Here is a 20,237-nt window from a genome sequence, read left to right as displayed (position 1 = left end):
GTGTCGACTCCTGCGTTTCTCCAATTCCTGGCGCTGATCGTCGTCGTCATCGCCACGACGATCCCTCTCGGCCGCTACATCGCCAAGGTCTTCGGCTCTGAGGATGACGGGCGCGCTCCGGGCGACCGGGTGTTTCGGCCCATCGAGAACGTCGCCTACAAGCTCATGCGGGTCGATCCGGAATCGGAACAGACCTGGAAGATGTACACGCTGAGCCTCATCGCGTTCAGCCTCGTGTCGACCGTCGTGCTGTACGTGATCATGCGCGTACAGGACAAGCTGCCGTTCAACCCGACGAAGGTTCCCGCCGTCGGCGCCCACTTGGCGTTCAACACCGCCAACAGCTTTGTCACCAACACCAACTGGCAGGCCTATGGCGGTGAGGCGACCATGAGCCACCTCACCCAGATCGGTGGCCTCCTGGTGCAGCACTTTGCCTCGGCGGCCGTCGGGATGTGCGTCGTCGTGGCGCTCATTCGCGGCATCGCCCGCAGCCGCACCACCGGACTCGGCAACTTCTGGGTCGACCTCGTACGCGGCACCATCCGCATTCTCGTGCCGATGGCGGTGGTCTTCGCCTTCATCCTCGCCAGCCAAGGCGTGATCGCCAACTTCCACGGCTTCCGTTCCGTCACCACGCTCGAAGGCGTCAAGCAGATGATCCCGGGCGGTCCCGTCGCCGGCTTTCTCGCCATCAAGCAGATCGGCTCCAACGGCGGCGGCTTCTTCAACATGAACTCGGCCCATCCGTTCGAGAACCCGACGCAGTTCTCCAACTTCGTCGAGCTGTACCTCACGGTCGCACTCGCGTTCGGGCTGGCGTTCGCCTACGGCCACCTGGTGAAGGACAAGCGCCAGGGCCGCATGGTCTTCGGCATCATGTTCGCCATCTGGCTTGGCGCGTGCCTCTTCGCCAGCTTCGCCGAGACGAACGGCAATCCCGCCCTCGCCCGGGCCGGTGCCGACCAGTCGATCACCGCGGGCCAGGGCGGCGGCAACATGGAAGGCAAAGACGTGCGCTTCGGCGTGTCGTCCTCCGCAGTGTGGGGCGCGTCGGTCACCTTCACCTCGAACGGCTCGGTGAACTCGATGCACGACAGCTGGACGCCGATGGGCTCGATGATGCCGTTCATGGGCATGCTGACGGGCGAGGTCACGCCCGGCGGCGTCGGCGTCGGGCTCATGGGCCTGCTGGTCAACGTGCTGTTCGCGGTGTTCATCGCCGGACTCATGATCGGGCGAACACCGGAGTACCTCGGCAAGAAGCTGCAGTCGCAGGAGACCAAGCTGCTCGTGCTGTATCTCCTGGCGGTACCGGCGGTGCTGCTGGGCTTCACCGCCGCCTCGTTGTTCGTCCAGTCGGTGCTGCACACGACGATCTGGAACGCCGGCACCCACGGGTTCAGCGAGATCTTCTACGCCTTCACCTCGGCGGCGCAGAACAACGGTTCCGCATTCGCGGGCATCACCGCCGCGACGCCGTGGATGGACACGACGATGGGCCTCACGATGCTCGTCGGCCGGTTCTTCCTCATGATCCCGGTCCTCGCCATCGCCGGATCACTCGTGCGCAAGCCGACGGTTCCGACCACGTCGGGGACCCTCGCCACGCACACCGCGGTCTTCGGCGGGCTCGTGACCGCCGTCATCTTCATCGTCGCCGGCCTCACGTACTTCCCGGCCCTGGCGCTTGGCCCCATCCTCGAACACCTTCACCTCTAAGGCAGCGAACGTGACAACCACTCTCACCCCACCGCCGGCCGCGGCCGGGCCTGCACCCGTGCACTCGCAGCCGCCAGAGTCCCGCAAGCGCGGCGTGTTCGACCGCGCCATCGTGGGCCCGGCGATTCTCGACAGCTTCAGGAAGCTGAACCCGCGCACGATGGTCAACCACCCCGTCATGTTCGTGGTGGAGATCGGCAGCGTGTACACGTCGATTCTGCTCGTGCGCGACTTTGGTAGGTCGACCGGCGCGCAGAACGTCTTCGCCGGGCTCGTCGTGCTGTTCCTGTGGGCGACCGTCTTGTTCGCCAACTTCGCCGAAGCCATGGCCGAAGGCCGCGGCAAGGCGCAGGCGGCGGCGCTGCGCAGGACGCGCAGCGAGACGATGGCCAACCGTCGCCGCGCCGACGGCACCGTCGAGCAGGTTGCCTCGAGCAAGCTCGAAGTCGGCGACGAGTGCGTCGTGGCCGCGGGCGAAACGATCCCGTCGGACGGCGACGTGATCGAAGGCATCGCGTCGGTCGACGAGTCGGCGATCACGGGCGAATCGGCGCCCGTCATCCGCGAGTCCGGTGGCGACCGCTGTGCCGTAACCGGCGGCACGCGTGTGCTGTCGGACCAAATCGTCGTGCGGATCACGGCGCGGTCGGGCGAGACGTTCCTCGACCGGATGATCGCCCTCGTCGAGGGCGCCAATCGTCAGAAGACGCCGAACGAGATCGCGCTGTCGATCCTGCTCGCTGGCCTCACGATCATCTTCTTTTTCGCCGTCGCCAGCCTCCAGCCGTTTGCCATCTACGCCGGCGCCGGCCAGCAGGTCGTTGTGCTCGTGGCGCTGCTGGTTTGCCTGATCCCGACGACGATCGGCGGCCTGCTCTCGGCCATCGGTATCGCCGGCATGGACCGCCTCGTGCAACGCAACGTGCTCGCCATGTCGGGTCGCGCCGTGGAGGCGGCGGGCGACGTGTCGACGCTTCTGCTCGACAAGACCGGCACGATCACCGTCGGTAACCGTCACGCCACCGAGTTGATCCCGGTGCACGACGTGCGCATCGACGAACTGGCGGAGGCGGCGTATTTGGCGAGCCTCGCCGACGAGACCCCCGAGGGACGCTCGGTCGTCGAGTTGTGCATCAACGCCTACGGCGCACTGCCCAAGCGTCCCGGCGACGCGGTGCTCGTCCCCTTTACCGCGCAGACGCGCATGTCGGGCGTCGATCTCACCACCTCGGGGCGCGAGATCCGCAAGGGCGCGGCCGACTCGATGCGCCACTACGTCGCCGAAAAGGGCGGCCACGTGCCGCCCGAGCTGACCGAGTTCGTCGAGTCGATCTCGCGCGAGGGCGGTACGCCGCTCGTCGTGTGCGAGGGCAATCGCATCCTCGGCGTGATCCGCTTGAAGGACATCGTGAAGGCCGGCCTGCGCGAACGCTTCGACGAGCTGCGCCGGCTCGGCATCCGCACGGTGATGATCACGGGCGACAACCCGCTGACGGCCGCGGCGATCGCCGAGGAAGCAGGCCTCGACGGCTTCCTCGCCGAAGCGACGCCTGAGCAAAAGCTGGCGCTGATCAAGAAGGAGCAGCGCGGCGGCAACCTCGTCGCCATGACCGGCGACGGCACCAACGACGCGCCGGCGCTCGCTCAGGCCGACGTCGGCGTGGCCATGAACACCGGCACGCAGGCGGCGCGCGAGGCGGGGAACATGGTCGACCTCGACTCCGACCCGACCAAGCTCATCGAAATCGTCGAGATCGGCAAGCAGCTCCTCATCACCCGCGGTTCGCTCACGACCTTCTCGATCGCCAACGACGTGGCCAAGTACTTCGCCATCATCCCGGCGATGTTCTCCGGCCTCCTGCCGGCGCTCGACAAGCTCAACGTCATGCGCCTGGCGTCGCCGCACTCGGCGATCCTGTCGGCGGTCATCTTCAACGCCGTCATCATCGTGGCGCTCGTGCCGCTGGCGTTGCGGGGCGTGAAGTTCGTCGCCCTCACCGCGACCGAGGTGCTGCGCCGCAACCTGTTCATCTACGGGGTCGGCGGGCTCATCGCGCCGTTCATCGGGATCAAGCTCATCGACATGGTCGTCACGGCCCTAGGAGTGAAGTAATGCGCCGTCAACTCGTCCCCGCGCTCGTCGCCATCGTGCTGTTCACCGTGCTGACCCTCGCCTACGCCGTTGGCACGGCGGCGGCGAGCAGCGTGCTGTTCAAGCACAAGGCCGAGGGCTCACTGGTCAAGGACGCGTCGGGCCGCGTCGTCGGCTCGTCGCTCATCGGGCAGGACTTCACCAAGGCCAAGTACTTCCACCCGCGTCCGGCGGCCGACGGCTACGTGCCGGGAGCGGTGGGCGGCGGCACGTACTCGTACGGTTCGAACTACGGCCCGACCAACCCGGCGCTCATCGGCAACCAGCCGGGCGTGAACCTCGACGGTCCGAACCCCTACGCCACCAAGGCCGATCCCTACTGCGTGCCGGTGCCGTCGACCGACAATGACGACAACCCGATCACCGATGCCAAGGGCAACCCCGTCTACGACAAGAACAAGGACGGCTCGTACGTGTGCGACGCCAACACCGTGCCCGAGCGCGTGCTGGCCTATCGCGCCGAGAACCACCTCGGACTCGACGTTCCTGTGCCGGTCGACGCCGTCACCGCGTCGGGCAGCGGCCTCGACCCGGCGATCACCGTCGCCAACGCCAAGCTGCAAGCGCCCCGCGTCGCCCGCGCCCGCCACCTTCCCCTTCGCGAAGTGATGCGCCTCGTGCGCCAGAACACCATCGGCCGCGCCCTGGCCATCCTCGGCGAGCCCGCGGTGAACGTATTGAAGCTGAACCTCGCACTCGACAAGGTGTAATCTGGCGTTTGGAGTGCCGGGAAGCCTGGTCGGCGAAGTACATCAACCGTCTGACCCAAGGAAGGCTCCCGTGAGCACCAGAACGCACATCCAGCGCCGCTGACCCACGCGCGCCCTCTGACTGGTCGTCGACTCCTCGAGAGGAGGATCAGTGAAAGGCAAGCAAGCGAAGAAACCCGCCGCGTCCGCGGCGCCGAAGGCCAAGCCGGCCAAGGCTCCCAAGCAGGCGAAGATGGCCCATCGGGCCAAGGCCTAGTTCCTCGACGCGACCGGATACGCGCGGTGTCCGGTCGCGTCGGACCTCTTTCGATTCAGGAGCACCCAACCCATGTCAAGAACACCCAACCCAGAGCGTCTCGACGTCTACGAGGCGAAGCTCGCCGAGTTGATCGCAGAACGCAACACCGCGGCAACCCAGCGCAAGGACCGGCGCGTCTACGCGCTCAACCGTCAGATCGAGGCCCAGCGCCGATGGATCAAGCGCGCCCGCTCGGTCAGCCCATGAGCTCAGGCGTCGGGCACGAGCAACACCGCGCATTCCGCGCGGTGCACGAGGCGGTTCGACACCGAGCCCAGCAATAGCTCGGCGGCGGTTGTCCAGCCGCGGCGGCCGGCGACGATGAAGCTGGCGCCGTTCTCCTTGGCGACAGCGCACAGCACGTCGGCCGGTTCACCTTCACGGGTGATCACCAGCCACGGCGCCGCCGAATGCTCCAGGACCGTCGCCGTGTTCTGTCTGATCGTGGCCTCGACCTGATCGAGCACGTCGGCGAACAGGTCCTCCGCCGCGTGCTCGGGCATCGCCAGATACACGTGCCGCGCGAAGACCACGAGCAGTTGAGGGTCACGCAGATCGTTCGCCAGGTCGGCCGCGAACTTCAATGCTCGCAGGCTCGTCTCGGACCCGTCGACGCCCACCACAATCGTCCGCATGGGGCCGAAGTCTCCCACGCGGGCACCAATCCGGCTTCACCACGTGAAAGAGGTTCGCTTCATCCATGTTCATCGCTGTCGTTGCAGTGGTGTTCCTCATCGGCGCGGCCGCGGCAGTCGCCGCGCCCTTCCTCCTGCGCTGGCCGGGCTACCTCCGCTGGCTGGTCGTTACCGCTTCCACGCCCGACCCCTGGGGTGGATCCCCGGGAGGTGATCTCACTCTCGACGAGGTCCACGTTCAGCGGTGCTCGGGAGAACTCGTGATTGTCCCCTCGGCGAGCCCATTGCGGGTTCAGTGCATCGCCGTGACGCAAGTCGTTGTCGCAGACTCGGAACGACTCGAGGAGTACACGCGTGCCGGCACACCCATCCTGCGCATCCAGACGCCCTCGGGTGCGGTGAGCTTGTATGGCCCCGGCGGGCACATCGCCACCTTGGCGAGCGGCGGTCGCAATGTTCGTGCTTAGCGCGGCTGCGCTGGTGCTTTTGGCATGGCTCGCGCGGCGGCGCCGACCCGTCCGCAACCTCGGCGATCGACGAGGCGCCCTGCCGGCGGGAAGCAGCGTCGCAATTCGCCACCGCGTGCGGTTGACCAACATCCTCGAACTCGACGGCGACGTGCTCGTGGGCTACCGCGCCGCCGACAGCCGCGGGGTCCTGCTGCCCGGTCACCTGGCGCTCGCCGGAATGGTCTACGACACAGACGTCATGCGCGTGCTGCACCACTGGTGGAGTGCGGCCGCACCGCTGGCGGTCGTGGTATCGCCGGCCGGCGACGTCATCGGGTTCGTCCACGAACACTCGCGCACTGCCGTCGTGACTTCGTAACCGGGAACCGAGCAATGCCGCGCAGCGGCTAGAAAACACGGCGCGTGTATTCGGTCCTGAAGCGACTCCTCGTCGGCTCGCCCCTCGCATCGGACAAACTCGGCGAGCAACGGCTCTCGAAGCTGGTCGCCCTGGCCGTGTTCGGCACCGACGCAGTCGCGTCGACGGCCTTCGCGACCCAGGAGATCCTCGTCGTGCTCGTACCGGTTGCCGGCATGGCCGCGCTCCACGACCTCGTGCCGATCTCGCTCGTCGTCATCGGCCTGCTGACGATCGTGGCGGCGAGCTATCGCCAGACGCTGTACGCGTACCCGACCGGCGGCGGCTCCTACATCGTGAGCCGCGAGAACCTCGGCACCGGCGCGTCACTCACGGCCGCCGCGGCGCTCATGGTCGACTACACGCTCACCGTTTCGGTGTCGATCGCTGCCGGTGTTGCGGCGATCACCTCGGCGGTTGCGTCACTGCGCGGCCACGACGTGGAACTCGCGCTCGGGCTGCTCACGCTCATCGTGCTCGCCAACCTGCGCGGCGTGCGCGAGTCGGGCCGGCTGTTCGCGCCGCCGACCTACACCTACGTGGCGATGATGAGCCTGTTGGTGGGGTGGGGGCTCTTCAGGGTGAGCACCGGCAGCCTGCACCGCTTGCCTCCCGACCCGGGAGCCTTGGCGCACTTCACCGGGGCGCATGCGGTACTGACCGGGGCGTCGGTGTTCCTGCTGCTGCGCGCCTTCTCGTCGGGCGCGGTCGCTCTCAGTGGTGTCGAAGCGATCTCGAACGGGATACAGGCGTTCCGCAAGCCCGAGTCACGCAACGCAGCAATCACCTTGATGGCGGTGGCGACGATCCTCGGCGCGCTCTTCCTCGGCATCGCGGTGCTGGCGGTGCGCCTGCGACCAACGCTGAGCCCCGACCAGACGATTCTGTCGACGATGGGCCGCGCGGTGTTCGGCAGCGGCCCGCTCTACGGATTACTGCAGGCCTCGACGGCGGCGATCCTGACGCTGTCGGCGAACACGGCGTTCGCCGACTTCCCAAGGCTCGCCGGCATCGTCGCCACCGACGGATTCCTGCCCCGGCAGCTGGCGAATCGCGGCGACCGCCTTGTCCTGTCCAACGGCGTGTTGGTGCTCGCCGCCGCCGCCGGCGCGCTCCTGGTCATCTTCAACGGTGATGTCAGCGCGCTGATCCCGCTGTTCGCCGTCGGGCTGTTCATGTCCTTCACGCTGTCGCAGACCGGCATGGTCGTGCACCATTGGCGACTCCGCGAACCCGGATGGGTCGGTGGCTTGGCGATCAACGGACTCGGCGCGGCGGCCACCACGGCCGTCACCGGCGTCGTCGTCGTCTCCAAGTTCACCGAAGGCGCGTGGATCCCCACCCTCGTGATCCCGCTGCTCGTGACGCTGTTCTCACTCATCCGCCGTCACTACAGCCGCTTCGACGCCGCCGCGGCGATCGCCCCGGACGCCCGCATGCCCGAGATCGTGCACACCGTCGTCGTGTTGGTGGGCAGCCGCATCCATCAAGGTGTGCTGTCGTCGCTGGCCTACGCGAAAACGCTGCGGCCCCAGTACCTCCACGCCGTGCACATCGCCTTCGATCCCGAGAAGGCCGACCAACTCGCGCAACGATGGGTGCAGCAGGGCTTCGACATTCCCCTCGACATGGTCGCGTCCCCCTACCGCGCGCTGACTCGGCCCTTGCTGACCTATGTCGACGAGCTCGACCAGCGGTGGCCGCACGACGTCGTCACGGTGATCCTGCCCGAGTTGGTCGTCCGCCACTGGTGGGAACACGCGTTGCACAACCAGACGGCACTGTTCCTCAAGGCGCGGCTGCTGTTTCGCGAAGGCACCGTCGTGACGTCGATCCCGTACCACGTCGACTGACCCCGTCAACCGAAACGCAACAGTCCCGCGGCGGCGAGAAGGCACCCCACGCCGATCAGATCAAGGCTCGACGTGACGAGTGGGATGCCGTGGCTGTCGGGGTCGAGGCCGAGCCGAAAGGTCGCGATCGCGGTCGCGAAGGCGATGGCGATCGCCGCCGCCGTCGCCATGGCACCACCGAGAACGCTGACGGCGATCAGGCCGAAAATCCCGGGGCTCACGATGCCAGTTACGCCGGAGGCGACCGAGGCGACGACGCCTAGGAAGATGTAGACGGGCGCGGCGTAGAACAACACCACCGCGATGTCATCGCGAGCACCAGACCATGAACGCGGCCTCGTGTCGATGATTCCGAGGTGGAGCTTTGTCGCGAGCCGCGCCGACAGGATGCCGCCGAGCGCACCTGATTCCTCGAGGAACGGCGGAATCAGCACCAGCAGCGCTGGAAGCGCGAGGAACGACGAAAGCCGACGCTCGATCGCCACACCGCTGACCACATCCACCGTCGCGGCCAGCATCAACACCGGAGTCGACTCGACGACGATGCGCCGCGCGATCCCAAGAGCGGGCCGGCGCAGCAACCACAGAAGCGCAACGATTGTCACCGCGACACACAACCAACTCACGATCGGTGTCACCCACGGCCGCCGCACGAGGAACGTGGCCGCGAACAAGCTGGGAAGGGTCACGACGTCGCCGGTCGTCGTGACGACTGGCGCCGAGATGTTGTCGAGGTCCACGTTGTGGCGGACGCTCCGGCGCGCCATGAACAACGTGACGGCGAGCAGCACGACCGACGACAGCGCGGCCCCCAATACCGACACCACGATGAAGTCGGCGAGGGCGATCGAATGCCGCACACCGAGTGCGGCCGACAGCACCTTGGCCAACACTGCAAGCGCGGTGGAGGTCGTCGCCGACAGCACCACCGCCGCCGCGATGTTCTGCCCGGTAGGCGACTCGACGCTGCGAACTGCGTGGAACCGACCTTGGTGCGCCAGCGTGCTGATGCGGCTGCCCAGCGCGCCGAAGACGTTGCCTCGCATGCCGATCGCCGCTGGCACCAGCACGAGCAGGCCGGGAAGACGCTGAAGGGTTCCGGTGATCGAGCCGAGCGTGAGCCCGGTTATCAGATCACCGAGGCAGCTGAGCGTTAGGGCGGCGAAGCCAGCCCACAGGTCACGTCGGCGACCGAACATCGGGCGTTTCCCGTGGTCATCGCCGCTGGAGCCGGTAGCCGCGGCGCAACACGCGGTCGACGTCGAGTCCGATATCGCGCATCTGGGATCGCAAACGTGTCATCTGCCCCCGGATCGACGCGCCGCTGTCGGTTTGCAGGTCGGCGTCGGCGACGAGGTCACCGAAGCGTTCGATGAGCACGCCGATGAGACGCGCGTCGGCACTCGCCAGCGGGACGACGTGGCCCCGATAGTGCAAACGATGCGCGTCGTCGAGGCGAGGTATCGCATCGTGGGCGGCGACGCGGCGCTCGAGCATGGCGACGCGCGCCTGCAGGTCGCGGTCGTCGCCGGGGATGCGGACCCAGTCCTCGAGGATGGTCGTCGGTTCGGGCGGGTCGTCGTGGGGCCCGAGCAGGTACAGCACCGGCGTGCCCTCGAGCGCCAGCGCCGCGCCGGCCGCGGCCTCTTCGGGCCAGCGAACAAGCACGACCTCAGCCACTGGTCTTCGCCTCCCCCTCGCCCGTCGACGGGAGCACGAACCGATAGCCGATACCGGCTTCGGTGATGAAGTACCGGGGTTTGGCCGGCTCGGGCTCGAGCTTGTGGCGGATCTGTGTCATGAACACGCGCAGGTAGTTGGTCTCGGTGCGGTAGTTCGGTCCCCACACCTCTCGCAGGAGTTGCTCGTGGGTGACGAGCTTGCCGGCGTTGCGCACGAGTACTTCCACGATGTGCCACTGCGTGGGTGTCAGCCGAACGAGTTCTTCGTTGCGCCGCACCTGTTTCGCGCTGAAGTCGATGGCAAAGTCGGGCGTGGTCACGACGGCTTCGTCTTCGGGGAGCGTGGCTCGCCGCATCGCGGCCCGCAGCCGCGCGAGGAGTTCGTCCATGCCGAAGGGCTTCGTCACGTAGTCGTCTGCGCCGAGATCGAGCGCCTCCACCTTGGAGCTCTCCGAACCCCGCGCCGACAACACCACGATAGGAACGGCGGTCCAGCCGCGCAGCCCTCGTACGACGTCGAGGCCGTCCATCGCCGGCAGTCCGAGATCGAGGATGACGGCGTCGGGATGCTTGCGCGCCGCCAGTTGCAGCGCCCGCTCGCCGGTCGCCGCCACGTCGACGTCGTAGCCGCGGGCGTGCAGGTTGACTTCGAGCGTCTTGAGGATGCGCAGGTCGTCCTCGACCACCAGCACCCGGCTCATGCCGCCAGCCCCAGCGAGATCGACATCGTCGTTCCTCCTCCGGGCGTGTCGTCGATCGCGATGTCGCCGTCCATCGCTTCCACGAACCCCTTCGTGACGGCGAGTCCCAATCCGATCCCGGAGATGAAGGCGTTGCCACCGTCGCCCAGCCGCTGGAACGGCTGAAACACGGCCGCCCGTTGATCGCGGGGAATCCCTGCACCGCGGTCGACGACCCGGATCACCACTCGCCCCCCGGCCACACCCGCCTCGACGCGCACGGGCGTGCCCTGGGGCGCCCAGTTGATGGCGTTCAGCGCCACGTTCGCCACGGCGCGCTCGAGCAGGGCGGCATCGGCGTAGACGGGTGGAAGGTCTTCGGGGACCACTACTTCGACGCGGGACACGTCAGCCGACAATGTGGCCAGGGCGGCCCAGATGACTTCTTCCACCGACGTCGGCTCGATGCGCAGGCCGACCATCTGCGCCTGGAGCCGACCCATGTCGAGCAGGTTGGTGACGACCGAGTTCAGTCGCTCCGACTCCTGGTCGATCGTTTCGCAGAACGCCCGCACCTGCTCGGCCGGCCACACGACGTCGCGGCTCAACAGGCTCGTGGCCGCTGCCTTGATACCGGCGAGCGGGCCGCGCAGGTCGTGGGAGACCGCGGCGAGGATCGCCTCACGGATCCGATTCCCCTCCGCCAAACCCTTCGACTCGAGCGCGGCGGCCTGCAACCGCATGGAGTCCTGGGCGACGCGCAGCTGGGAGACGAACGCGGAGAGGAGTCGGCGGTCCGCCGCGGCCATCGAGGCGCCGCGCACCACGAGCAACGCGCCGTTGCCGAGCTCAGCCGAGTACGACGCACCGTCAGGCGTCGTCGGGATCGGCTCGCCGGCGAAGGCGTCGACGCGCCAGCCGTCGGGCGTCGGCGCGAGAACCGAGACGCCGTCGAAGCCGAGCGCCTGATGCAGCTCGTCGACGAGATGCGTGAGCGCCGCGCTGTCGAGCAGGGCCGTCCCGGAGGCGAGCTGCGCCAGCGCCTCGGTTTCGGCCTGGCTGCGCGCCAGTTGCGCGCTGTGGCGCGCCAAGCGGTCGACGAGCCCGCTGACGAGCGCGGACACCACCATGAACACCACCAAGGCGAAGGCATCGCCGGCGTGAGCGAAGCGAAGGCTGCGCGTCGGCTCGATGTAGAGCCAGTCGGCGAAGACGAAGGCGACCGCCGACGCGGTGAGCGCCGGTCCGAGACCGCCGAGCACCGCCACGGAAACCGGGGCGAGCAGGAGGCCGAGAAGGAGGCCCGGCACGCCGATCGCACTCTTGAACGGCGCGAAGGCGACCACGATCGCGGGGATGCCGACAAAGGCCGCGAGCCACGCCGCCGCCCGGGCCCGCGGCGGCCGGGGGGCGGGCGCCCGCCGGCCGCGTCGACGCGGGCGCACGGGCGTGGTGGGCGACAGACCCGAGGAGATCACGTGGACGTCGATGGGAGCGGACTGGCGGATCACGCGATTGATGACCGACCCCTGCGCGAACTCGCGCAGGCGTGACCGGTTCGACGCGCCCAGCACGAGCTGGGTGGCGTTCTCGCCCTTGGCGAAGTGGACCAGCGCGTCCGCGGCATCGTCGCCGGTCACCTCGGCGTAGCGCCCACCCATTTGCTCGAGCAGGGCGCGGTGGCGGTCGAGCAGCTCCTCGTCCGGTGCTTCGCGACCGTCGGCGGTCCGCACGTGCACGCCGATCAGCTCGCCGCGCGCACGGCCCGCCATACGGGCGCCGCGGCGGAGGAGTTGCTCGCCGCCGGGCGCGCCGGTGAGCGCGACCACGACGCGTTCCCGCGTCTCCCACACTTCGTTGATGCCGTGCCGCTCGCGGTATTCGTCGATACCTTCCTCGACCCGGTCGGCGACCCAGAGCAGCGCCAGCTCGCGCAGCGCCGCCAGGTTGCCGACGCGGAAGTAATGGCCCAGCGCAGCGTCGACCTTCTCGGCCTTGTAGATGTTGCCGTGGGCCATGCGGCGCCGCAGCGCCTCGGGCGTCATGTCGACGAGTTCGATTTGATCGGCCGCCCGCACCACCGCATCCGGGACCCGCTCGCGCTGGACCACGCCGGTGATGCGCTCGATGACGTCGTTGAGCGATTCGAGGTGCTGGATGTTGACCGTCGAGATGACGGTGATGCCAGCCGCCAGTAGTTCCTCGATGTCCTGCCACCGCTTCTCGTGGCGACTGCCGGGCACGTCGGTGTGCGCCAGCTCGTCGACGAGCGCGACCTGCGGCGCCCGGGCGAGCACGGCGTCGGTGTCCATCTCCTCGAACTCGACGCCTCGGTAGGGCACGACCCGCCGCGGGACGACTTCGAGGTCACCGACGGCGGCCGCGGTCGCGGGACGCCCGTGCGTCTCCACGAAGCCGACGACCACGTCGGTGCCTCGATCTCGCCGGCGTCGGCCTTCGTGGAGCATGGCGAAGGTCTTGCCGACTCCCGGGGCGGCGCCGATGTAGATGCGCAGTTCGCCGCGGGGCATGTCCGTTGGCTACGCCTTGTCGAGGGCGATGTTTAGCTGCAGGACGTTGACGCCGCGCTCACCGAGGAAACCAAGGCCGCGGCCCTGGGTGTACTTCTTGACGAGCTTGAGCACATCCGCGACGGCCATACCGCGCTCGGTTGCAACCCGCGGCGCCTGCAAGCGTGCGTTGGCCACCGAGATCTCCGGGTCGAGGCCCGAACCGCTCGCAGTGACGGCGTCGACCGGCACGTCGACGCTGGCATCGAGGTTGTTCTCGGCGCGGTACGCGGTAACCCGTTCGGGAATCGTGTCCGTGCTGCAGACGTAGCTCCCGTCCTTGTTCTTGGCGTACTTCTCGCCACCGGAGGGTGCGAAGATCGCGTTGCCGTCGGTGTCGGTCGGAACGCAGAAGGGATCGTCGGCGGTCGCGAACGGATTCGTCTTCGAAGGCTTGCCCGTCAGCGTCACCGTGTTCACGCCCGGCACGAACCCGACCAGGCGCGGCTCGAGTGGCCCGAAGTTCGAACCGTACGAAGCTGTGCCGCCGCCTTGGGCGCCGGGCACGTAGCCGTCGGCCGCCGGCCGCGGGTGGAAGTACTTCGGTGCGCTGAAGGGCTGGCCGATCCATTTCGAACCGACGACGTGGCCGTTGACCTTCACGAGCGAGCCGTTGGCCTTGTCCTTGAACGCCGCCTGGGCGACGCCGGTGACGAGCAGGGGATAGAGCCCGCCGGTGATGATCGTGAACACGATCAGCATTCCCAGCGCGGGCAAGAGTTGGCGACGCATCTACTTCACTCCTAGGGCGGTGATGAGCATGTCGACGAGCTTGATGCCGATGAACGGGGCGACGATCCCGCCGAGGCCGTAGATCATGAGGTTGCGTCGCAGCATGGCCACGGCGCTCTCGGCGCGGAACTTCACGCCCCGCAGCGACAGCGGGATCAACAAGATGATGATGATGGCGTTGAAGATGACCGCCGACAGGATCGCCGAGCGCGGCGTCTGCAGGTGCATGACGTTCAACCGGTTGAGCACGGGGATGACGCCGGAGAACATCGCCGGGATGATGGCGAAGTACTTGGCGACGTCGTTCGCAATCGAGAACGTCGTAAGCGCGCCGCGGGTGATGAGCAGCTGCTTGCCGATCTCGACGACCTCGATCAGCTTCGTCGGGTTCGAGTCGAGGTCGACCATGTTGCCGGCCTCTTTGGCGGCCTGCGTGCCGGTGTTCATCGCCACGCCAACGTCGGCCTGCGCGAGCGCGGGCGCGTCGTTGGTGCCGTCACCGGTCATGGCGACGAGGCGGCCGCCGGCCTGCTCGCGCTTGATCAGGTCCATCTTGTCTTCGGGGGTGGCTTCGGCGAGGAAGTCGTCGACGCCGGCTTCGGACGCGATGGCCCGCGCCGTGAGCGGGTTGTCGCCGGTGATCATCACCGTGCGGATGCCCATGGAGCGCAGCTGGTCAAAGCGCTGGCTGATGCCCTCTTTGACGATGTCCTTGAGGTGGATGACGCCGAGGATTTCCTTGCCCTCGGTGACGACGAGCGGCGTGCCGCCGGCGGTGGCGACGCCTTCGACGATCGAGTCGAGACCCTCCGGGATCTTGCCCTTCTGCTCGACGATGTAGCGCTTGACCGACTCAGCCGCGCCCTTGCGCACCGAGGTGCCGTCAGGCAGGTCGAGGCCTGACATGCGGGTTTGTGCAGTGAAGGGGATCAGCTCGGCATCGTGGACGGCCCGCTCACGCAGGTTGAACTTGTCCTTGGCGAGGACGACGATCGAGCGCCCTTCGGGGGTTTCGTCGGCCAGGCTCGCCAGTTGCGCCGCCGAGGCCAGCCGTTCCTCGGTCACGCCGGTAAGCGGCAGGAAGTCCGACGCCTGGCGGTTGCCGAGCGTGATGGTGCCGGTCTTGTCGAGCAGGAGCGTCGAGCAGTCACCGGCGGCTTCCACGGCGCGGCCCGACATAGCAAGCACGTTGTGCTGCACCAGCCGGTCCATGCCGGCGATGCCGATCGCGCTGAGGAGCGCCCCGATGGTGGTGGGGATGAGGCACACCAACAGCGCGACCAGCACCACCACCTTCTGATCCGCGCCCGAGTAGTGGGCGAACGGTTGCAGGGTGACGGTGGCCAACAAGAAGATGACGGTGAGCACCGCCAGCAGGGTGTTGAGCGCGATCTCGTTCGGTGTCTTCTGGCGGTTGGCGCCTTCGACCAGCGAGATCATGCGATCGAGGAACGTCTCACCGGCGCGGGCGGTGATGCGCACGACGATCTGGTCCGACAGCACGCGGGTACCGCCGGTGACCGCAGAGCGGTCGCCGCCGGCTTCGCGAATGACGGGCGCCGACTCGCCGGTGATAGCCGACTCGTCGACCGACGCGATGCCTTCGATGATCTCGCCGTCGGACGGGATGATCTCGCCCGCGCTCACGACGCAGATGTCGTCGACGGTCAGCTGCGACGACGGCACCTCGACGATCTGGCCGTCGCGGCGCACATTCGCCATGGTTTCGGAGCGCGTCTTGCGCAGCGTCGCCGCCTGCGCCTTGCCGCGGCCTTCGGCCATGGCTTCGGCGAAGTTGGCGAAGAGGACCGTGAACCACAGCCACAAGGTGACGAGCCCGGTGAAGAGATTCTGCTTGCCACCGGCGGTCTGATAGTCACGGAAGAAGACGAGCGTCGTGAGCACGCTGCCGACGAGCACCACGAACATGACGGGGTTGCGGGCCTGCACGCGCGGGTCGAGCTTCTTGAAGCTGTCGACGGTTGCCTGACGCACGATGGCCGGCTCGAAGAGCGGTCGCGCCTCACGCTTGCGCGCTTCGGGTTGCTCGGGAGCAACAGGGGTAAGGGTTGCCAACGCGATCTCCTAAAGATGCAGGTGCTCGACGATGGGGCCGAGCGCCAGAGCCGGGAAGAAGGTGAGGCCGCCGACGATGACGACCACACCGATGACAAGGCCGACGAACAACGGGGTGTGCGTCGGGAAGGTGCCTTCGGTCGCAGGCATCACCCGCTTGCGGGCGAGCGCTCCTGCCAGCGCGAGCACGGGTAGGGCGAGGAGGAAGCGGCCGACGAGCATGGCGAGGCCGAGGGCGGTGTCCATCCACGGTGTCGCCGCGGTGATGCCGGCGAAGGCCGAGCCGTTGTTGTTGCCCGCCGAGGTGAAGGCGTAGAGAATCTCGCTCAGGCCGTGGGCGCCCGAGTTCCAGATCGTGGTGTGCAGGACGTCCTTGATGTACATCGACGCGCCGGCGCCGATAAGCACGGCGGCGGGCATGGCGAGGATGTACAGCGCCACGATCTTCATCTCCGCGGCCTGGATCTTCTTGCCGAGGTATTCCGGTGTTCGCCCGACCATGAGCCCGGCGATGAACACCGACAGGATCGCCATGATCAGCAGGCCCGACAGGCCGACGCCGACGCCGCCGGGGCTGATCTCGCCCAGCATCATGTGGCTCAACGGCACGGCGCCGCCCAGGGGCGTGAACGAGTCGTGCATCGAGTTGACCGACCCGTTGGACGTCCCGGTGGTCGACGCCGCCCACAGCCCTGAGGCTGCCGGGCCGAAGCGGATTTCTTTGCCCTCCATGTTGCCGCCGGCTTGCAGCGCGGTGACCGCTTGTGTCGCGCCCGCCTTGTCGATGTTCGGGTTGCCGTTGCCCTCGAACACCTGGGCACCGACAGCCATCACGAACCAGACGACGAACATGATGGCGAACACCGCGATGCCCTGGCGCTTGTCCTTCACCATCTTGCCGAAGGTGAAGGCGTAGGCGAAGGGGATCACGAGGATGGCCCACATCTCGACGAAGTTGTTGAGCGGCGTCGAGTTCTCGAACGGGTGCGCCGAGTTCATGTTGAAGAAGCCGCCGCCGTTGGTGCCGAGCTGCTTGATCGCCACCTGGCTCGCGGCGGGGCCGCCGGGGATCAACTGCTGGTGCGCGCCCTGGACGGTGTGGGCAGTGGTGAAGCCGTGGAAGTTCTGGATGACGCCCTGGCTCACGAAGAAGACGGCCACTACGAACGACAGCGGAATGAGGATCCGCACCGTCGAGCGCACGAGGTCGACCCAGAAGTTGCCGATCGTGCTCGCCCGCCGGCGTGACAGGCCGCGGATGAGCGCGGCGAGCGTGGCCATGCCCGCGGCCGCCGACACGAAGTTCTGCACCGACAGGCCGACCATCTGGGTGAGGTGGCTCATCGTCGCCTCACCGGCGTAGCTCTGCCAGTTCGTGTTGGTCATGAAGCTGACGGCGGTGTTGAACGCCAGGTGCGGCACCACGCCCGGAATGCCGACGGGGTTCAGCGGCAGGTGCCCCTGGAGTCGCTCCAGGGCGTAGACGATCGCCCACGAGAACACGCTGAAGGCCAGGAAGGAGTAGGTGTAGACGGTCCAGCGCTGCTCACGCGTCTCGTCGACGCGGCACACGCGGTAGATGACCTTCTCGATCGGATGGAAGACGCGGTCGAGCGGCGCCTTCTCGTCGTCGCCGTAGACCTTGGCCATGTAGAGGCCGAGCGGCACCGCGGTGGCGACGAGCACCGCGATGAAGACGATGAATTGCAGCCAACTTGCCCCGGACATGTCAGAACTTCTCCGGGATGATCAGCGCGACGATTAGGTACACGACCAGCACCAGCGCGATGACGAGGCCGATGATGTTGTCGACGGTGAGCGACTGGACGGCGATCACTGGGTCGCCTCCATCGCTGCTTCGCCCTCTTCGCTCGTGCGTACGAGCCGGTCGAGCCCTCGGACATACGCAACGCAAAGTCCGAAGAAGACGGCCGTGACCAGGATGAACACGACGTCAGCCATTGGATGCCTTTCTTGATGGGGAGGAACCGGCGCCGGCCACGATGGCCAGGCCGAGGATGTGAGCCAGCGCCACGGCGGTGCGTCGGCGCGGGAGATCGACGCCGACGTCCGGGATCGGGGTGCAGACGAGCGCGCCCACGCGCTCGCCCGCGGCGGTGACGGGGATGGCGACGCCGGATTGGGGCAGCTGGAAACCCTCGCGGCGGTGGACCAGCCGTGAGGTGTGCGGCAGCCCCCCGGTGGCACCGAGTTCGGGAACGGCGACGGGCGCCGTGGTGAACGAGCAGTCCGACAGGTCGAGGAGCTTGAGCAACTCGGCGCGCACGGCCAGCTCGACGTCTTCGACGGAACGCTCACCGGCGACGTCGAGCACACGCCGGATGGCGTCGACGTCCATGTCGTGGCTCAGCGCGATGCGCTTCTCGCGCCGGGTGCGCGCCGTCGTTCCGCCGGCGACCGCGGCGACGGCCAGCAGCACGATCGTCGCCTCGATGTCTTTGGCGTTGGCGATGCGCAGCGTGAGGTACGGCTTGGTGAAGAAGAAGTCGAACGACGTGGCGGCCACGAACGCCGACAGCGTGGAGGCGACCCGGTCGGTCATGCGGCCGACGACGACGACCATGAGCGCCAGCAGCAACACGATGATCTCGGGCGCCAGCTCGCCCCGCAGGCCGACGAGCGCGACGCTCAGGACGAAGGTCGCCAGCGCGCCGGCGGCCACGCCGAGGATCGAGTCCGAAGTACGCACATCTCCGATGTACGCCCACCGTGGGGGACCGGACCAGCGGCCTAACGCGATCCAAACGCCCGCGGGCCGCGAACTAACGCGGCCCTAACGGGCGCGGCGTTACATCAGGTTGGACTTCTCGATCACGTCGTACTTGTGAATCGACGACTCGGTGATACCGCAGCCACCGAGCGCACCCATGAACTCGGCCATGTGGGGCGAGGTGAAGTGGCTCGTGAGGGCGTCGGCGTCGACGTACTCCTCGAAGACCCGGAACGTGCCGCGCTCGCCCGGATCGGCGTAGAACCCGTAGGCCACCACGCCCTCCTCGGCGTTGGACGCCGCCGCCATCTTGAGCGCCGCCTCGGCGAACTCGTCGTGCTTGTCGGGATTCATCTTGAGGACACCGGAGACAACGATCATGCGTCGCAAGCTAATCGCTATGGTCGGTTTTATGACTCCCGAAGAAGCGGCCGTCGCCTCCGCCGACGCCGTGCGCGACCTCACCAGCCGGTTCATGCTCGACGCCGCCACCTACATGTACGGCGCCTCGATCGGGTTCCCTGGCGCGTCGTTCTACGCGGCAGGGCGCGGCGGCGTGCTGGGTGACGTCGACTCCGAAGTCGTCACCGAAGCGTTCGTGTTCTTCCACCCCGACAACGTCAAGACGAACTGGGAGGGTGGCGCCGACGTGATGCCCCGCGCCCAGGCCGCCCTCGAGTTCATGCAGACCGCGGCGCGCTGGGGCGAAGAGCACCTGCCCGACGACGTCGACTGCGCCCGCCTCGCCGAGCTGGCCCACAAGGTGTCGGCCAACGCCGATGGGTTCAACGCCCCGATCTTCGAGGGATGGCGCCGTATGACACCGCCCGACACCGCCAAGGCGGCGGCCGTGTTCCACATGAACTCGCTGCGCGAGCTGCGCTTCGCCATCCACGCCCAAGCGATCCTGGGACAGGGCATCGCCCCCGAGGACGCACTGCGCCACCGCCAGCCGCACATGGTCCCCATGTTCGGCTGGGGCGACCCGACCGAAAGCTCGGCCGAGATCGCGGCCGACTGGAACGCGGCCGAAGACGAGACCAACGCCGCGTTCGCCAAGGCGCTGAGCGTGCTGACGAGCGACGAGCTCGACGAATTCGTGGCGCTGGCCAACGCCGCCAACGACGCCACTGCGTAAGCCCGGCCTCGCCGACGCGCTGTATCGCCTGGCGCGCTGGGCTGAACGCGCCGGCACGGTGGGCCCGAACGACCGCACCGCCAAGAAATTCGCCGCTTTCGGCGACGGCAGCGCGCTCGTGTTCCCGCCCGGCGCCATCTTCGGCGAGCGCTTCATCCGTATCGGCACCGACACGCTCATCGGGCCGCACGTGACCATGTCGGCGGGCCTCTACGGCGAGGACCTCGGACCGAAGCTGGACGGCAAGGACTGGGCGCTGCGCTTCGGCGATCGCTGCTCGATCGGGCGCGGGTCGTTCTTCGTGTCACGCGTCGGCATCGACGTCGGCGACGACATCACGATGGCTCCGAACGTCTACGTCACCGATCACAACCATCGCTTCGACGACCCG

At 67.7% G+C, this 20,237-nt stretch carries 21 protein-coding genes; 9 read left to right on the top strand and 12 right to left on the bottom strand.

Annotated features, from left to right (window positions below):
• From kdpA (VHC63_01955) to VHC63_01940, 4 genes are all read left to right on the top strand, one after another.
• Nucleotides 1-1,722, top strand: coding sequence for a potassium-transporting ATPase subunit KdpA (gene kdpA / locus VHC63_01955; protein ID HVV35337.1), 1,722 nt, complete (start codon nucleotides 1-3; stop codon nucleotides 1,720-1,722).
• Nucleotides 1,723-1,732: 10 nt separating this feature from the next.
• Complete coding sequence (gene kdpB, locus VHC63_01950) at nucleotides 1,733-3,835, top strand: potassium-transporting ATPase subunit KdpB (GenBank protein HVV35336.1); 2,103 nt, start codon at nucleotides 1,733-1,735, stop codon at nucleotides 3,833-3,835.
• Entirely contained in the window at nucleotides 3,835-4,584 is a 750-nt protein-coding gene (locus VHC63_01945; protein HVV35335.1) for a potassium-transporting ATPase subunit C, read from the top strand. The genes kdpB (VHC63_01950) and VHC63_01945 overlap by 1 nt, the downstream gene beginning before the upstream one ends.
• 328 nt (nucleotides 4,585-4,912) lie before the next feature.
• The gene (locus tag VHC63_01940) at nucleotides 4,913-5,089 is read left to right on the top strand and encodes a hypothetical protein (protein ID HVV35334.1); all 177 of its coding nucleotides are present in this window, start codon (nucleotides 4,913-4,915) and stop codon (nucleotides 5,087-5,089) included.
• A 2-nt stretch (nucleotides 5,090-5,091) separates the two neighbouring features.
• On the opposite strand, the gene VHC63_01935 is transcribed toward VHC63_01940, so the two are convergent.
• Nucleotides 5,092-5,517 carry a universal stress protein gene (locus VHC63_01935; GenBank protein ID HVV35333.1) on the bottom strand — a complete coding sequence of 142 codons (426 nt, stop codon included), beginning with the start codon at nucleotides 5,515-5,517 and terminating at the stop codon, nucleotides 5,092-5,094.
• A 65-nt stretch (nucleotides 5,518-5,582) separates the two neighbouring features.
• Between VHC63_01935 and VHC63_01930 the strand changes: the two genes are divergently transcribed.
• The 3 genes from VHC63_01930 to VHC63_01920 are packed head-to-tail and all read left to right on the top strand — an operon-like array spanning nucleotide 5,583 to nucleotide 8,237.
• Nucleotides 5,583-5,984 carry a hypothetical protein gene (locus VHC63_01930; GenBank protein HVV35332.1) on the top strand — a complete coding sequence of 134 codons (402 nt, stop codon included), beginning with the start codon at nucleotides 5,583-5,585 and terminating at the stop codon, nucleotides 5,982-5,984.
• On the top strand, nucleotides 5,971-6,345 hold the full coding sequence (locus VHC63_01925; GenBank protein HVV35331.1) for a hypothetical protein: 375 nt from the start codon (nucleotides 5,971-5,973) through the stop codon (nucleotides 6,343-6,345). Before VHC63_01930 ends, VHC63_01925 begins: the two co-directional genes overlap by 14 nt.
• A gap of 44 nt (nucleotides 6,346-6,389) precedes the next feature.
• Nucleotides 6,390-8,237 carry an APC family permease gene (locus VHC63_01920; protein HVV35330.1) on the top strand — a complete coding sequence of 616 codons (1,848 nt, stop codon included), beginning with the start codon at nucleotides 6,390-6,392 and terminating at the stop codon, nucleotides 8,235-8,237.
• A 5-nt stretch (nucleotides 8,238-8,242) separates the two neighbouring features.
• On the opposite strand, the gene VHC63_01915 is transcribed toward VHC63_01920, so the two are convergent.
• The 11 genes from VHC63_01915 to VHC63_01865 all read right to left on the bottom strand — a co-directional run bounded on the left by VHC63_01915 (nucleotide 8,243) and on the right by VHC63_01865 (nucleotide 19,089).
• A complete protein-coding gene (locus VHC63_01915; GenBank protein HVV35329.1) occupies nucleotides 8,243-9,436 on the bottom strand; it encodes a magnesium transporter in 1,194 nt (397 codons plus the stop codon).
• Between the two features lie 16 nt (nucleotides 9,437-9,452).
• The gene (locus VHC63_01910; GenBank protein ID HVV35328.1) at nucleotides 9,453-9,917 is read right to left on the bottom strand and encodes a hypothetical protein; all 465 of its coding nucleotides are present in this window, start codon (nucleotides 9,915-9,917) and stop codon (nucleotides 9,453-9,455) included.
• A complete protein-coding gene (locus VHC63_01905) occupies nucleotides 9,910-10,620 on the bottom strand; it encodes a response regulator (protein ID HVV35327.1) in 711 nt (236 codons plus the stop codon). The genes VHC63_01910 and VHC63_01905 overlap by 8 nt, the downstream gene beginning before the upstream one ends.
• On the bottom strand, nucleotides 10,617-13,130 hold the full coding sequence (locus VHC63_01900; protein HVV35326.1) for an ATP-binding protein: 2,514 nt from the start codon (nucleotides 13,128-13,130) through the stop codon (nucleotides 10,617-10,619). The genes VHC63_01905 and VHC63_01900 overlap by 4 nt, the downstream gene beginning before the upstream one ends.
• 9 nt (nucleotides 13,131-13,139) lie before the next feature.
• The gene (locus VHC63_01895; protein ID HVV35325.1) at nucleotides 13,140-13,901 is read right to left on the bottom strand and encodes a potassium-transporting ATPase subunit C; all 762 of its coding nucleotides are present in this window, start codon (nucleotides 13,899-13,901) and stop codon (nucleotides 13,140-13,142) included.
• Nucleotides 13,902-15,977 carry a potassium-transporting ATPase subunit KdpB gene (gene kdpB / locus VHC63_01890; protein HVV35324.1) on the bottom strand — a complete coding sequence of 692 codons (2,076 nt, stop codon included), beginning with the start codon at nucleotides 15,975-15,977 and terminating at the stop codon, nucleotides 13,902-13,904.
• Nucleotides 15,978-15,986: 9 nt separating this feature from the next.
• The gene (gene kdpA, locus VHC63_01885) at nucleotides 15,987-17,705 is read right to left on the bottom strand and encodes a potassium-transporting ATPase subunit KdpA (protein HVV35323.1); all 1,719 of its coding nucleotides are present in this window, start codon (nucleotides 17,703-17,705) and stop codon (nucleotides 15,987-15,989) included.
• Nucleotide 17,706: 1 nt separating this feature from the next.
• Nucleotides 17,707-17,814 carry a K(+)-transporting ATPase subunit F gene (gene kdpF / locus VHC63_01880; protein HVV35322.1) on the bottom strand — a complete coding sequence of 36 codons (108 nt, stop codon included), beginning with the start codon at nucleotides 17,812-17,814 and terminating at the stop codon, nucleotides 17,707-17,709.
• Nucleotides 17,811-17,939 carry a potassium transporter Trk gene (locus tag VHC63_01875; protein ID HVV35321.1) on the bottom strand — a complete coding sequence of 43 codons (129 nt, stop codon included), beginning with the start codon at nucleotides 17,937-17,939 and terminating at the stop codon, nucleotides 17,811-17,813. The genes kdpF and VHC63_01875 overlap by 4 nt, the downstream gene beginning before the upstream one ends.
• Nucleotides 17,932-18,687, bottom strand: a complete 756-nt coding sequence (locus tag VHC63_01870) for a DUF4118 domain-containing protein (GenBank protein HVV35320.1) — start codon at nucleotides 18,685-18,687, stop codon at nucleotides 17,932-17,934. Before VHC63_01870 ends, VHC63_01875 begins: the two co-directional genes overlap by 8 nt.
• Before the next feature lie 99 nt (nucleotides 18,688-18,786).
• A complete protein-coding gene (locus tag VHC63_01865) occupies nucleotides 18,787-19,089 on the bottom strand; it encodes a putative quinol monooxygenase (GenBank protein HVV35319.1) in 303 nt (100 codons plus the stop codon).
• 31 nt (nucleotides 19,090-19,120) lie between these two features.
• On the opposite strand from VHC63_01865, the gene VHC63_01860 reads away from it, so the two are divergent.
• On the top strand, nucleotides 19,121-19,846 hold the full coding sequence (locus tag VHC63_01860) for a hypothetical protein (protein ID HVV35318.1): 726 nt from the start codon (nucleotides 19,121-19,123) through the stop codon (nucleotides 19,844-19,846).
• 58 nt (nucleotides 19,847-19,904) lie between these two features.
• Nucleotides 19,905-20,237 (top strand): acyltransferase (locus tag VHC63_01855; GenBank protein HVV35317.1); only part of this gene is annotated, 333 nt, incomplete at its 3' end.

Source organism: Acidimicrobiales bacterium (assembly GCA_035546775.1).
In the GTDB taxonomy this organism is placed as follows: domain Bacteria; phylum Actinomycetota; class Acidimicrobiia; order Acidimicrobiales; family JACCXE01; genus JACCXE01.
This window is presented reverse-complemented; position numbering and strand designations above follow the sequence as displayed.